Genomic DNA, 12,711 nt, shown 5'->3' with positions numbered 1-12,711 from the left:
GGCCGCGGTAGCGTCGTTGGCCTTGTCCTGAGCCCGAGGAGATCTCATGTCCGTGATTGATCTACGCAGCGACACCGTTACCCAGCCCAGCGCAGCAATGCGCGAAGCGATGCTTGCCGCCGAAACCGGTGACGATGTCTATGGCGAAGATCCAACGGTCATTCTGCTCGAACGGCGCCTCGCAGCCGACCTGGGCTTCTCTGCGGGGATATTCGTGCCGTCCGGTACCATGAGCAATCTGCTGGCGCTGATGGCGCACTGCGAGCGTGGCGATGAATACATCGTCGGGCAGCAGGCCCATACCTACAAATACGAGGGCGGCGGAGCCGCCGTGCTCGGCTCGATCCAGCCCCAGCCGATCGAAATGGAAGCCGACGGAACGCTGGATCTGGCGCGTGTCGAGGCCGCGATCAAACCGGACAATTTCCACTTCGCCCGCAGTCGCCTGCTCGCGCTGGAAAACACCATGCATGGCAAGGTTCTGCCGCTGGACTACTTGGCCGAGGCTCGCGACTTCAGCCATCGTCACGGGCTGGCGCTGCACCTCGATGGCGCGCGGCTGTACAACGCTGCGGTGAAGCTCGGCTGCGATGCGTGCGAGATCACCCGGCATTTCGATACGGTGTCGGTCTGCCTGTCCAAGGGCCTCGGTGCGCCAGTCGGCTCGGTGCTGTGCGGCAGAGAGGCGTTCATCGCCAAGGCCCGGCGTCTACGCAAGATGGTCGGCGGCGGCATGCGCCAGGCCGGCATTCTCGCCGCCGCTGGCTTGTACGCGCTGGAGCACAACATCGGGCGATTGGCCGATGACCATCGTCGTGCACTACAGCTCGGCGATGAGTTGGCAGCCCTCGGCTTCGCTGTGGAGCCGGTGCAGACCAACATGGTCTATGTCGAGATGGGGGAAAAGGCAGCGGCGCTGACGGCCTTCTGCGCGCAGCGTGGCATTCGCCTGACGTCTGCGACTCGGCTGCGGCTGGTTACCCATATGGACCTGCGCGACGAGCATCTTCCGGTAGTGGCGAATGCATTCGCCGAATTTGCCGAAAACATGGGCCGTTGCTGACGTCGAATTGCTTGATTCAATCACCTTTATCCCCTATACCCGGCGCGCAGGCCCGATATAATGCGGCCCTTTGCCGGCTATCCGTTGGGTAGTTGCGAACCGGTTTTCGGTAGTCTCGCCTCGCCGTGTCGTTTTGCAGCCGTTCGGCCGCAGTCCTCTGGAAGAAATCTATGAAAAGCGCAGAAATCCGTGAAGCCTTCCTCCGCTTCTTCGAAGAGAAGGGCCACACACGCGTGGCCTCAAGTTCGCTGATTCCGGCGAACGACCCGACCCTGTTGTTCACCAACGCCGGCATGAATCAGTTCAAGGACTGCTTCCTCGGCCTGGAAAAGCGCGCCTACACCCGCGCCACGACCAGCCAGAAGTGCGTGCGGGCGGGCGGCAAGCACAATGACCTGGAGAACGTCGGCTACACCGCGCGTCACCACACCTTCTTCGAGATGCTCGGCAACTTCAGCTTCGGCGACTATTTCAAGCGCGATGCCATCACTTACGCCTGGGAGTTCCTCACGTCCGAGAAGTGGCTGAACCTGCCGAAGGAGAAGCTCTGGGTCACCGTCTATGCCAGCGACGGCGAGGCCTACGACATCTGGACCCAGGAAGTCGGCGTGCCGGCCGAGCGCATGGTGCGAATCGGTGACAACAAGGGCGCCCCTTACGCGTCGGACAACTTCTGGGCGATGGGTGACACCGGCCCGTGCGGCCCGTGCACCGAGATCTTCTTCGACCACGGCGAGCACATCTGGGGCGGCCCGCCCGGCTCGCCGGAGGAAGATGGCGATCGCTACATCGAGATCTGGAACAACGTCTTCATGCAGTTCAATCGCACCGCCGATGGCGTTATGCATCCGCTGCCGGCGCCGAGCGTCGACACCGGCATGGGCCTTGAGCGCATCAGTGCGGTGCTGCAGCACGTCAACTCGAACTATGAGATCGACTTGTTCCAGAGCCTGCTCAACGCAGCGGCGGATGCCATCGGCTGCGCCAACGAAGGTCAGGCTTCACTGAAGGTCGTCGCCGACCATATCCGCTCCTGCGGCTTCCTCATCGCCGACGGCGTGACCCCGTCCAACGAAGGCCGCGGTTACGTCCTGCGCCGCATCGTTCGCCGTGCCTGCCGTCACGGCAACAAGCTGGGCGCCAAAGACAGCTTCTTCCACCGTATCGTCGCCGCACTCGTTGCGGAAATGGGCGATGCGTTCCCTGAGCTCAAGCAGCAGCAGGCGCATATCGAGCGTGTGCTGAAGAACGAGGAAGAACAGTTCGCCAAGACCCTGGAGCAGGGCCTGAAAATCCTCGAGCAGGATCTGGCTGGCCTGACCGGCAGCGTCATACCCGGCGATGTGGTGTTCAAGCTGTACGACACCTACGGCTTCCCGGTCGACCTGACCGGCGACATCGCCCGTGAGCGCAATCTGACCCTCGACGAAGACGGTTTCGAACGTGAAATGCAGGCGCAGCGTGAGCGTGCGCGTTCGGCCAGTGCCTTCGGCATGGACTACAACAGCCTGGTCAAGGTGGAGGGTGAAACCCGCTTCATCGGCTATCAGGGCACGTCGGGCACCGGCAAGGTATTGGCCCTGTTCAAGGAAGGCATGGTGGTCGACAGCCTGAATGCCGGGGAGGAGGGCGTTGTGGTACTCGACCAGACGCCGTTCTATGCCGAATCTGGCGGTCAGATCGGTGACTGTGGTTATCTCGAAGCTCAGGGCTTGCGTTTCGATGTTCGCGATACCAGCAAAGCCGGCAGCGCCTTCCTGCATCACGGCATCGTCGACAGCGGCACGCTGCACGTAGGTGCGGATGTCGAGGCGACTGTGGATGCGTCCGTGCGCCAGGCCACTGCGCTCAACCATTCGGCAACCCACCTGCTGCATGCCGCGCTGCGCGAAATTCTTGGCGAGCACGTCAGCCAGAAGGGCTCGCTGGTGGACAGCCAGCGCCTGCGCTTCGACTTCAGCCACTTCGAGGCGATCAAGCCAGAGCAGCTGCGCGCGCTGGAGGATCGGGTCAACGCCGAGATTCGCCGCAACTCCGCCGTGGAGATCGAGGAAACCGATATCGATACCGCCAAGGCCAAGGGCGCGATGGCGTTGTTCGGTGAAAAGTACGGTGACTCCGTGCGGGTGCTGACCATGGGCGGTGGCTTCTCGGTCGAGTTGTGCGGCGGTACTCACGTAAACCGCACTGGCGACATCGGGCTGTTCAAGATCACCAGCGAAGGCGGCGTGGCGGCTGGTGTTCGGCGGATCGAGGCGGTCACTGGCGCACCTGCATTGGCCTACCTCAATGCAGCCGAGGAACAGCTGAAAGAGGCGGCGAACCTGGTCAAGGGCAGCCGTGACAATCTGCTCGACAAGCTCGGTGGGATTCTTGAGCGCAACCGTCAGCTGGAGAAGGAACTCGAGCAGCTCAAGGCGAAGGCGGCCAGCGCAGCAGGCAACGACCTGGCGACCTCCGCCTTGGACGTGAAGGGCGTGCGCGTGCTTGCTGCGCGCCAGGACGGGCTGGACGGCAAGGCGTTGCTGGCGCTGGTCGACCAGCTGAAGAACAAGCTGGGCAGCGCCGTCATCCTCCTGGGTGGTGTTCAGGACGATAAAGTGGTGCTGGTCGCGGGCGTAACCCAGGACCTGACTGGTCGTTTGAAAGCCGGCGACCTGATGAAGCAGGCCGCGGCAGCGGTTGGCGGCAAGGGGGGCGGTCGTCCGGATATGGCGCAAGGCGGCGGCAGCGAGCCGGCCAAGCTGGATGATGCGCTGGCACTTGCGGTGCCATTTACCGAGCAGGGGCTTTGATTCAGTTACCGTGCTGCGTCCCGCCGGCGCCCGTCGAGCGGGTCTGGTTGAGTCGGTGCTTGGCAGGTTTCGGGGTTGTTTGATTAATGATCGCCCCTCAGGGGCTCTAGGCGGCTAACAATGGCTTTGATCGTACAGAAGTTTGGAGGCACCTCGGTCGGCACTGTCGAGCGGATCGAGCAGGTGGCCGAGAAGGTCAAGAAGTTCCGCGACGGTGGAGACGATATCGTCGTGGTCGTCTCGGCAATGAGTGGCGAAACCAACCGCCTGATCGATCTCGCCAAGCAGATCAGTGATCAGCCGGTCGCCCGAGAGTTGGATGTGATGGTTTCCACCGGTGAGCAGGTGACCATTGCCCTGTTGGCGATGGCGCTTATCAAGCGCGGCGTACCGGCGGTGTCCTACACTGGCAATCAGGTTCGTATCCTCACCGACAGCGCCCATACCAAAGCGCGCATCCTGCAGATCGATGGCCAGCGGATCCAGCGCGACATCAAGGCTGGGCGGGTTGTTGTGGTGGCTGGCTTCCAGGGTGTGGACGAGAAGGGCAATATCACTACCTTGGGTCGTGGCGGCTCGGATACCACAGGCGTGGCGCTGGCCGCTGCGCTGAAGGCCGACGAATGCCAGATCTATACCGATGTGGATGGCGTCTATACCACCGATCCTCGGGTCGTGGCCAAGGCTCAGCGACTGGACAAGATCACCTTCGAGGAGATGCTGGAAATGGCCAGCCTCGGCTCCAAGGTGCTACAGATTCGGGCGGTTGAGTTCGCCGGTAAGTACAGCGTCCCGCTGCGCGTACTGCACAGTTTTCAGGAGGGTCCGGGTACCCTCATTACCCTTGATGAAGAGGAATCCATGGAACAGCCCATCATTTCCGGCATCGCCTTCAACCGCGACGAGGCCAAGCTGACCATCCGTGGGGTCCCGGATACGCCCGGTGTGGCGTTCAAGATCCTCGGGCCGGTCAGCGCGGCGAACGTTGAGGTGGATATGATCGTGCAGAACGTCGCGCACGATAACACCACCGACTTCACGTTCACTGTGCATCGCAACGACTACAACAATGCGTTGCAGGTATTGCAGGGCATTGCATCCGAAATGGGCGCTCGTGAGGTCATCGGCGATACGGATATCGCCAAGGTGTCGATCGTCGGCGTAGGCATGCGTTCGCATGCCGGCGTAGCCAGCCGCATGTTTGAGGCCTTGGCGAAGGAAAATATCAACATTCAGATGATTTCGACGTCGGAAATCAAAGTGTCGGTAGTGATCGAGGAGAAGTATCTCGAGCTTGCCGTGCGTGCTTTGCATACTGCGTTCGAACTTGATGCGCCCGCCGGCAATACTGCGGAATGATTCGCAGAAGGCGCGCTAGTCCGCGCCTTCTGTCGTATTGGGTCATGCGAAAAGGAACTTTAGGCTCCTGCGCGCGGGTCAATACCTGTTGAAAGGCTCTAGCTTCATGTTTTACGGACATTTTCCGTATTTATCTTTGCAGACTGTTTACTGAACTGAATCCGTTTAAGGAGAAAGGAATGCTGATTCTGACTCGCCGGGTTGGAGAAACCCTGATGGTGGGTGACGATGTGACTGTCACCGTGTTGGGTGTGAAAGGAAACCAAGTACGTATCGGCGTCAATGCGCCCAAGGAGGTGGCGGTGCATCGCGAGGAGATTTACCAACGGATCCAGAAAGAGAAGGATCAGGAACCAAGCCACTAATTTTTCTGTAATTTTCGGCTTTGCAAACGGGGTAAAGATGGGTATTATGCGCCCCGTGTTGCGGAGAGGTGGCCGAGTGGCCGAAGGCGCTCCCCTGCTAAGGGAGTACACCTCAAAAGGGTGTCGGGGGTTCGAATCCCCCCTTCTCCGCCATTTTGCATTCTAGGGTTCAGGGTTCTCGCGGCAGCCTGCTTTCACGCAAGAAAGCGCCACGGCAAAGTGCTTGACCGTCAATGTTTACTCCCTATAATGCGCACGCTCAGCGCACTCATAGCTCAGCTGGATAGAGTACTCGGCTACGAACCGAGCGGTCGGAGGTTCGAATCCTCCTGAGTGCGCCACACTTCGAATGATCGGCAGAAATGCGGATCACTCAAGCCACCAGTGGTGATCTGGTCTAACAAGCACTTACGCACTCATAGCTCAGCTGGATAGAGTACTCGGCTACGAACCGAGCGGTCGGAGGTTCGAATCCTCCTGAGTGCGCCAACCAAGAGAAGGGCCTGCAGCGATGCAGGCCCTTTTTCGTTTTCGAGCATTAGCGTCTACCAAGAACGCAGCCGAACTCGTCGAAGCTGACGGTGCGTACCTGGCCGCTGCTGCTGCGAAAGCGCAGGCGTTCCCGCCCGTTGCTACTTGTGATGCTCTCCGGCCGTCCGAATGCGCTTTCGACGTCACTGCGAGTCATGCCGGTGCGGATCTGTTTGTTGATGATTGCGCTGCGCCGTTCGCTGCCGGTTACTCTGTTGCCGCAACCGTCATCTCGTTCGGCGACTATCGCCAGGCTTTCGCCTTCACTGCCGGCGGGGCTTTTCCTGGTCTTGAGGGTCGCCATTGGCACGGCTTTCCCTGAGCTGGGTGTTGGATTGGTTGCGTGCTGCCGTTGCTGTCTTTGGTTTTCCGGGCAACCTTGCTGGCTGAAGGTGACATGCCCGGATTGGTCGATGCAGCGAAATACGCTTGCTGAAAATGCGGGGGTGGATAGCAATAGCAGGCTCACACCTATGGACAGTGCTCTCATTCTCGTCCTCCATGACTGAACAACTGTCCATTCAGGCTACTCAATAAAAGCTGCTCGTACATTCGTGTCTCTTCGCAGCGTGAAGGCGTCGACAGAATGTCGGCTTCTCCGTCGCAAGCTTTTCTACATCTTTGACGCAGCCCTTGTGATGGCCGTGTTTGAGCGCGTCGGGCCGCTGATTGCGATGTTATGATGCCCGCATCTGCCCCTTAGGGTTTGTGGAACAACCTTTCTTTATGGACTTACCCAGTAGTCGTTCACGTTTCCAATTTGCCAATCACGTACTGATTGATTGATTTTCCCTGGCGTGCTCCCGGCCAGGGTGGAGTGCGCCATGACAGAAGTAGAAGCAAAAAAGCCCCAAGAGACCCTGCAAGATCGCCTGGCGCAGGTGGTCGATCTGCTGCAGCGCCGTCGCCTCGGTGAGGACGGGGAGTACCGGCAGGACGGCGAGCAGGGTGAGATCTACGACGAGAGTCAGATTCTCGCCGAGCTGCAACGCAAGCTCGACGAATTGCATCCTGCTGACGTCGCTCACATTCTCGAAGCGCTACCGCTCGAAGAGCGACTGACAGTCTGGCAACTGGTCAAGGCCGAGCGAGACGGCGATATCCTGCTCGAGGTGTCCGACGCAGTTCGGGAAACGCTGATCGCCGATATGGACGATCACGAACTGCTTGCCGCGGCGAAGGAAATGGACGCCGACGAGCTGGCAGACCTAGCGCCGGAGTTGCCGCGCGACGTCGTTCATGAGTTGATGGAAAGCCTCGATGCGCAACAGCGCGAGCGCGTGCGATCAGCGCTGTCCTACGAAGAGGATCAGGTCGGGGCACTGATGGACTTCGAGATGGTGACCATCCGTGAGGATGTCAGTCTCGAGGTGGTGTTGCGTTATCTGCGCCGCCTCAAGGAGTTGCCGGGCCACACCGACAAGCTGTTCGTGGTCGACTACGACGGCGTGCTCAAGGGCGTGCTCCCGATCAAGCGTTTACTGGTTAACGATCCGGACAAGCAGGTCGCGGAGGTGATGGCCAGCGATCCCGTCACCTTTCACCCGGATGAAGACGCCTATGACGCGGCGCAGGCCTTCGAACGTTATGACTTGGTATCGACGCCGGTCGTCGACAAGGGTGGCAAGCTGATCGGGCGTCTGACCATCGATGAGATGGTCGACCTGATCCGTGAGGAGAGTGAAAGCGAAGTTCTCAACATGGCCGGTCTGCGCGAGGAGGAAGACATCTTCGCCTCCGTCTGGAAATCCGTCCGTAACCGTTGGGCCTGGCTCGCGGTCAATCTGGTCACTGCATTTATCGCCTCCCGGGTAATCGGCTTGTTCGATGGCTCGATCGAGAAGCTGGTGGCCCTCGCGGCCCTGATGCCAATTGTCGCAGGCATTGGCGGAAATTCGGGTAATCAGACAATCACCATGATCGTGCGCGCAATGGCGTTGGATCAGGTGGGTACCGGTAATACGACCCGACTGTTGCGCAAGGAGGTCGGGGTTGGTCTGGTCAACGGGCTGGTCTGGGGTGGTGTGATCGGTGCGGTGGCCTGGTGGCTGTATGGCAGCTGGTCTCTGGGGGTAGTCATGACGGCGGCTATGACACTGAACCTGCTGCTCGCTGCGCTTATGGGCGTGCTGATTCCTATGACGCTGGCGCGCCTGGGGCGCGATCCGGCAATGGGGGCAAGCGTCATGATCACTGCCATGACAGACAGCGGGGGGTTCTTCATTTTCCTTGGATTGGCGACCATTTTTCTGCTGTAGCGGTACTTTTCGCGCTTTATTGGGGTTTGCCTTATTTCGCTGTTTCGGGCTAAGGTTCGGCCGTTTCGTGTGTCGCGAAACGTGTCCGAACCCACGCAGCGAATAACAAGCAGCTTGAGCTGCTGACAAGGGAACTCCCGATGACCCCCAGCCAACTCCTGCTCGAAGGCGTCGAACTCATGCTGTTCGGCATCGGTTTCGTCTTCGCCTTTCTCGTGCTGTTGATCCTCTGCATTCGCTTGATGTCCTACCTCGCCGGCCGCTTCGTCACTGAGCCGGCGCCTCGAGTAGCGGCCGCTCAGGTTGCGAGCGCTGAAACAGATGCGGATATTCTTGCAGCCATCCAGGCCGCGATTCATCAACACCGCGCGCGACGCGGTTGACTCTGGAAAGGGAGTTCCTTCCATGACCATTGCTAAACAGCCGCTCGGCATAACCGATGTGGTGCTGCGTGATGCGCACCAATCCATTCTAGCCACCCGTGTTCGCTTGGAAGACATGTTGCCGATCGCTGCCAAGCTCGATCAGGTTGGCTTCTGGTCGGTGGAAAGTTGGGGTGGCGCGACCTTCGATGCCTGTATCCGCTACTTGGGAGAAGACCCTTGGGAGCGCATTCGCGAACTCAAGAAGGCCATGCCCAACACGCGCCAGCAGATGCTACTGCGAGGCCAGAACCTGCTGGGCTATCGGCACTACGCCGATGATGTCGTGGAAAAATTCGTCGAGCGCGCCGCTGTAAATGGCGTCGATGTCTTTCGCGTATTCGACGCTATGAACGATCCGCGCAATCTCGAAACTGCCTTGCGTGCCGTCAAACAACAGGGCAAGCATGCACAAGGCACCATTTCCTATACCACCAGTCCGGTGCATACGCTGGAGATGTGGGTCGATCTGGCAAAGCAGATCGAGGATATGGGCGCCGATTCGGTGGCGATCAAGGATATGGCAGGCATCCTTACGCCGTACATGGCGTTCGAGCTGGTGTCGCGCTTGAAGTCCAGCCTTGCGATTCCGATCCATATGCAGTGCCACGCTACAGCCGGCCTGTCGACGGCCGCCATCCTCAAGGCAGTAGAAGCGGGTATCGACAATGTCGATACAGCCATTTCGTCGCTATCGATGACCTACGGGCATTCTCCGACGGAATCGGTGGTGGCTATTTTCCAGGACACGGAGCGCGATACCGGCTTGAACCTGGAGCTGCTCGAGGAAATCGCGGCGTACTTCCGCGAGGTCCGCAAGAAGTACGCGAAATTCGAGGGCACCCTGCGCGGTGTCGACTCGCGAATCCTCGTGGCTCAGGTGCCCGGCGGCATGTTGACCAATATGGAAGGTCAGCTGAAGGAGCAGGGCGCTCTGGACAAGTTCGACGACGTGCTTGCTGAAATCCCTCGCGTTCGTGAAGACCTCGGCTTCATCCCGCTGGTGACGCCCACGTCGCAAATCGTCGGTACCCAGGCGGTGATCAATGTGCTGATGGGAGAGCGCTACAAGTCGATCACCAAAGAGACGGCAGGCGTGCTCAAAGGTGAATACGGTGCGGCCCCTGCGCCTTTCAATTCCGAGCTGCAGGCTCGTGTGCTGGAGGGGGCCGAGGTGATCACCTGTCGTCCCGCAGACCTGCTGCAGCCGGAAATGGATCGACTTACTGCCGAACTGAAAGGGATCGCAAAAGAGAAAGGCATCAAGCTCGCTACGGATTCGATCGATGACGTGCTGACCTATGCGCTATTCCCCCAGATCGGATTGAAGTTTTTGGAGAACCGTGGAAACCCATCCGCGTTCGAGCCGGCGCCAACCGGGGGCGATCTACCACCGCGAGAGGCGGGCAAGCCGGAGGTCTACACCGTTGAAGTCAACGGCAAATCTTTCGTCGTACAAGTGAGCGATGGCGGCGATATCGAGGGCATCAAGCCTCTCGGCGCTGGTGGCGGCGTTACCAGCGCGGTTGCTGGTTCTGCCTCCGTGCCTGCCAGTGGTGAAACCCAGGCGGCGCCGCTGGCGGGCAACATATTCAAAGTGCTGGTGCAGCCCGGACAGTTGGTCCAAGAGGGCGATCTGGTGATGATTCTCGAAGCCATGAAAATGGAGACCGAGATCCGTGCGTTCAAGGCCGGTACCGTCGCCTCCGTCAGCGTCAAGGTGGGCGACGCGGTTTCGGTCGGTGACAGTCTGCTGAGCATCGGCTAAGGGGAGTCCCATGGAAAAGTTGCTCAAGCTGTGGCACGGAACCGGCCTGTACCATCTGGAGCCAGGGCAGGCGCTGATGATCTTCGTCTGTCTGGGGCTGATCTATCTAGCGATCCGGAAGGGATTCGAACCTTTGTTGCTGATCCCTATAGGGTTCGGTGGCATCCTGGCAAACATCCCGGTTGCCAACATGGGAGAGGGCGCCGGAATTCTGCATCTGTTTTATGAGGTAGGGTTACCGACCAGCGTCTTTCCGCTGTTGATCTTCATGGGCGTTGGCGCGATGACCGACTTTGGCCCCATGCTTGCCAACCCAAAGACCCTGCTGCTTGGTGCAGCGGCGCAGTTCGGAATCTTTGCGACCCTGCTAGGCGCTCTTGCTCTGACCGCTGCCGGGATTCCGGGTATGGAGTTCACGCTGCGCGAGGCAGCGTCGATCGCTATCATTGGGGGGGCAGACGGTCCAACGTCGATCTTCGTGACATCCAAGCTTGCCCCAGAGTTGCTCGGTCCGATTGCGGTTGCCGCGTATTCCTACATGGCCCTCGTGCCGCTGATTCAGCCGCCGATCATGCGTGCGATGACCACAAAAGAGGAGCGTGCAATCGTCATGACGCAGCTGCGTCATGTCGGGCAGGTCGAGAAGATAGTATTCCCGCTGGTGCTCTGTTTGCTGGTCGGCTTGCTACTGCCGGATGCCGCACCGCTGGTGGGTATGTTCGCTTTCGGTAATCTGTTGCGCGAATGTGGTGTGGTGGACCGCCTGGCGGATACTTCACGAAATGCCCTGATCAACATCGTCACCATTGCTCTTGGTCTGACAGTCGGTTCGAAGCTATCGGCCGAAGCCTTCCTGCAGATGAAAACCTTGGGGATTCTCGTGCTGGGTATGGTTGCCTTTTGCGGTGGTACCGCAGCGGGTATTTTCATGGCCAAAGTGATGAACCGTTTCAGTGAGAACAAGATCAATCCGTTGATCGGTTCCGCAGGAGTCTCTGCTGTGCCGATGGCTGCGCGTGTATCGAACAAGGTGGGGCTGGAGGCCAATCCTCAGAACTTCTTGCTGATGCATGCCATGGGGCCCAACGTGGCAGGTGTCATCGGCTCTGCGGTTGCGGCCGGGGTGCTGCTCAACTTTGTAGGCTAGTTGTATAGGCGCCTCTGCAACGGGGGCGCCTTGCTGCATTCAAGTTCTGACTTCTTATTGAGCGCGGATCTCGGGTCGACATAGATTCGGCGCAACCCGTGTGTCCGAAGCACATTCGTGCCTGTCTTGGTTGGCTAGGACGATGATGAAGGGGTGAACTGATGCGGCTGGCTGACTTGTTGACCGCCTGAGAGTGGCAGCCGGAAGCAGGGGGTAATCAGCGTCAGCTGGAGCCAGTCACCTGTCTCCAGCTGGTGGCTGGTCCGCGGTCAATCTTCTTTGGCGAGCTCGGTGTCCTGGGCGATCAATGCAATGAGCGCGTTCTGCTGGCGGTGAGCGAGCTGGCGAAAGCGCTGTAGAAGCTCTCGCTCGTGAAGAGACAGCTCTGGGCTGTCGAGCCGCATGCTCAGATCTTCATCCAGTGCGCCTTCCTGCAGCAGGCTCTGCTCCAATCTAGCGATGATTTCTGAGTTCATGCTGCGGTGATGATTCCGCGCTACCTCGGCGATGCGTTCACGCATGCCGTCGGGAAGCCGAACAACGAATTTGTCAGCCGTACGGCTGGAATAAACTGCCTGTTTCATAGGGCGCATAATTAACCGGTTAGTCAGGTGGGCGTGCTGGCGTATTGCCGGGGTAGTCACCGGTCTGACAACCACCAGTACTCGCTGTTCCGTCAGCCAGGTTAAAAATTAGGAGACGGCTTCATGACGCCAATTGTATGTCGATATTCTGATTAGTAAAGTGCTCGTGCTATCAAAATGCCTTTACTGTGAACCAGTCTGATTATCGTCCGGTTATGGGGTCTTAGCGCAGCACTGGATCGAACTTGATCCTGCGTCCGATCATGAGTGCGATCAGGGATAAGCTTCCGAATATGCCAAGCCCTGCCTTGCACAAGGTATCCAAGGTCGCCAGGCTTTGGGGGGGCAGAAAGGCACCGTAGCCGCACGCTGCGGTAAGAAGCAAGCAAGTCAATGCAAATCTGGACATGAGTAACTCC

The 12,711-nt window shown here is 59.2% G+C and carries 11 protein-coding genes and 3 tRNA genes; 11 read left to right on the top strand and 3 right to left on the bottom strand.

Annotated features, from left to right (window positions below; translation table 11 throughout):
* The first annotated feature begins 46 nt into the window (after window positions 1-46).
* The 7 genes from ltaE (at window position 47) to RT582_RS04945 (ending at window position 6,071) form a co-directional block, all read left to right on the top strand.
* Window positions 47-1,063: a low-specificity L-threonine aldolase gene (gene ltaE, locus RT582_RS04975; RefSeq protein WP_313476787.1), complete on the top strand. Its 1,017-nt coding sequence runs from the start codon at window positions 47-49 to the stop codon at window positions 1,061-1,063.
* Window positions 1,064-1,233: 170 nt separating this feature from the next.
* The gene (gene alaS / locus RT582_RS04970) at window positions 1,234-3,858 is read left to right on the top strand and encodes an alanine--tRNA ligase (RefSeq protein WP_313476784.1); all 2,625 of its coding nucleotides are present in this window, start codon (window positions 1,234-1,236) and stop codon (window positions 3,856-3,858) included.
* 120 nt (window positions 3,859-3,978) lie between these two features.
* Complete coding sequence (locus RT582_RS04965; RefSeq protein WP_014819743.1) at window positions 3,979-5,217, top strand: aspartate kinase; 1,239 nt, start codon at window positions 3,979-3,981, stop codon at window positions 5,215-5,217.
* Between the two features lie 179 nt (window positions 5,218-5,396).
* A complete protein-coding gene (gene csrA / locus RT582_RS04960) occupies window positions 5,397-5,582 on the top strand; it encodes a carbon storage regulator CsrA (protein ID WP_003283978.1) in 186 nt (61 codons plus the stop codon).
* Between the two features lie 62 nt (window positions 5,583-5,644).
* Window positions 5,645-5,735, top strand: a tRNA-Ser gene (locus tag RT582_RS04955).
* Window positions 5,736-5,846: 111 nt separating this feature from the next.
* Window positions 5,847-5,923, top strand: a tRNA-Arg gene (locus RT582_RS04950).
* A 71-nt stretch (window positions 5,924-5,994) separates the two neighbouring features.
* Window positions 5,995-6,071, top strand: a tRNA-Arg gene (locus RT582_RS04945).
* Window positions 6,072-6,120: 49 nt separating this feature from the next.
* On the opposite strand, the gene RT582_RS04940 is transcribed toward RT582_RS04945, so the two are convergent.
* Window positions 6,121-6,603: a DUF4124 domain-containing protein gene (locus RT582_RS04940; RefSeq protein WP_313476781.1), complete on the bottom strand. Its 483-nt coding sequence runs from the start codon at window positions 6,601-6,603 to the stop codon at window positions 6,121-6,123.
* A gap of 334 nt (window positions 6,604-6,937) precedes the next feature.
* Between RT582_RS04940 and mgtE the strand changes: the two genes are divergently transcribed.
* From mgtE to RT582_RS04920, 4 genes are all read left to right on the top strand, one after another.
* Window positions 6,938-8,371, top strand: coding sequence for a magnesium transporter (gene mgtE / locus RT582_RS04935; RefSeq protein ID WP_014819745.1), 1,434 nt, complete (start codon window positions 6,938-6,940; stop codon window positions 8,369-8,371).
* Between the two features lie 140 nt (window positions 8,372-8,511).
* Window positions 8,512-8,754: an OadG family protein gene (locus RT582_RS04930; RefSeq protein WP_041013465.1), complete on the top strand. Its 243-nt coding sequence runs from the start codon at window positions 8,512-8,514 to the stop codon at window positions 8,752-8,754.
* A 22-nt stretch (window positions 8,755-8,776) separates the two neighbouring features.
* Window positions 8,777-10,561, top strand: a complete 1,785-nt coding sequence (gene oadA, locus RT582_RS04925; protein ID WP_313476778.1) for a sodium-extruding oxaloacetate decarboxylase subunit alpha — start codon at window positions 8,777-8,779, stop codon at window positions 10,559-10,561.
* A 10-nt stretch (window positions 10,562-10,571) separates the two neighbouring features.
* Window positions 10,572-11,708, top strand: a complete 1,137-nt coding sequence (locus RT582_RS04920) for a sodium ion-translocating decarboxylase subunit beta (protein ID WP_014819748.1) — start codon at window positions 10,572-10,574, stop codon at window positions 11,706-11,708.
* Between the two features lie 269 nt (window positions 11,709-11,977).
* Here the strand turns inward: RT582_RS04920 and RT582_RS04915 are convergent, their stop codons facing one another.
* Together RT582_RS04915 and RT582_RS04910 are read right to left on the bottom strand one after the other, a co-directional pair.
* A complete protein-coding gene (locus RT582_RS04915) occupies window positions 11,978-12,301 on the bottom strand; it encodes an Arc family DNA-binding protein (RefSeq protein WP_003301308.1) in 324 nt (107 codons plus the stop codon).
* Between the two features lie 214 nt (window positions 12,302-12,515).
* Window positions 12,516-12,701, bottom strand: coding sequence for a PA3371 family protein (locus tag RT582_RS04910; protein WP_230355619.1), 186 nt, complete (start codon window positions 12,699-12,701; stop codon window positions 12,516-12,518).
* Window positions 12,702-12,711: the final 10 nt, after the last annotated feature.

The sequence above is a fragment of the Stutzerimonas kunmingensis genome (assembly GCF_032106285.1).
GTDB lineage: Bacteria > Pseudomonadota > Gammaproteobacteria > Pseudomonadales > Pseudomonadaceae > Stutzerimonas > Stutzerimonas kunmingensis_B.
The sequence above is the reverse complement of the archived record's forward strand: the minus strand, read 5'-3'. Positions and strand labels throughout refer to the sequence as shown.

What these genes read in the sequence shown, in the direction of transcription:
- RT582_RS04965 (WP_014819743.1), top strand. Translation starts at nt 3,979, where the DNA reads ATGGCTTTGATCGTACAGAAGTTTGGAGGCACCTCGGTCGGCACTGTC.
- RT582_RS04910 (WP_230355619.1), bottom strand. Translation starts at nt 12,701, where the DNA reads ATGTCCAGATTTGCATTGACTTGCTTGCTTCTTACCGCAGCGTGCGGC.
- oadA (WP_313476778.1), top strand. Translation starts at nt 8,777, where the DNA reads ATGACCATTGCTAAACAGCCGCTCGGCATAACCGATGTGGTGCTGCGT.
- mgtE (WP_014819745.1), top strand. Translation starts at nt 6,938, where the DNA reads ATGACAGAAGTAGAAGCAAAAAAGCCCCAAGAGACCCTGCAAGATCGC.
- csrA (WP_003283978.1), top strand. Translation starts at nt 5,397, where the DNA reads ATGCTGATTCTGACTCGCCGGGTTGGAGAAACCCTGATGGTGGGTGAC.
- RT582_RS04930 (WP_041013465.1), top strand. Translation starts at nt 8,512, where the DNA reads ATGACCCCCAGCCAACTCCTGCTCGAAGGCGTCGAACTCATGCTGTTC.
- ltaE (WP_313476787.1), top strand. Translation starts at nt 47, where the DNA reads ATGTCCGTGATTGATCTACGCAGCGACACCGTTACCCAGCCCAGCGCA.
- RT582_RS04915 (WP_003301308.1), bottom strand. Translation starts at nt 12,301, where the DNA reads ATGCGCCCTATGAAACAGGCAGTTTATTCCAGCCGTACGGCTGACAAA.
- RT582_RS04940 (WP_313476781.1), bottom strand. Translation starts at nt 6,603, where the DNA reads ATGAGAGCACTGTCCATAGGTGTGAGCCTGCTATTGCTATCCACCCCC.
- RT582_RS04920 (WP_014819748.1), top strand. Translation starts at nt 10,572, where the DNA reads ATGGAAAAGTTGCTCAAGCTGTGGCACGGAACCGGCCTGTACCATCTG.
- alaS (WP_313476784.1), top strand. Translation starts at nt 1,234, where the DNA reads ATGAAAAGCGCAGAAATCCGTGAAGCCTTCCTCCGCTTCTTCGAAGAG.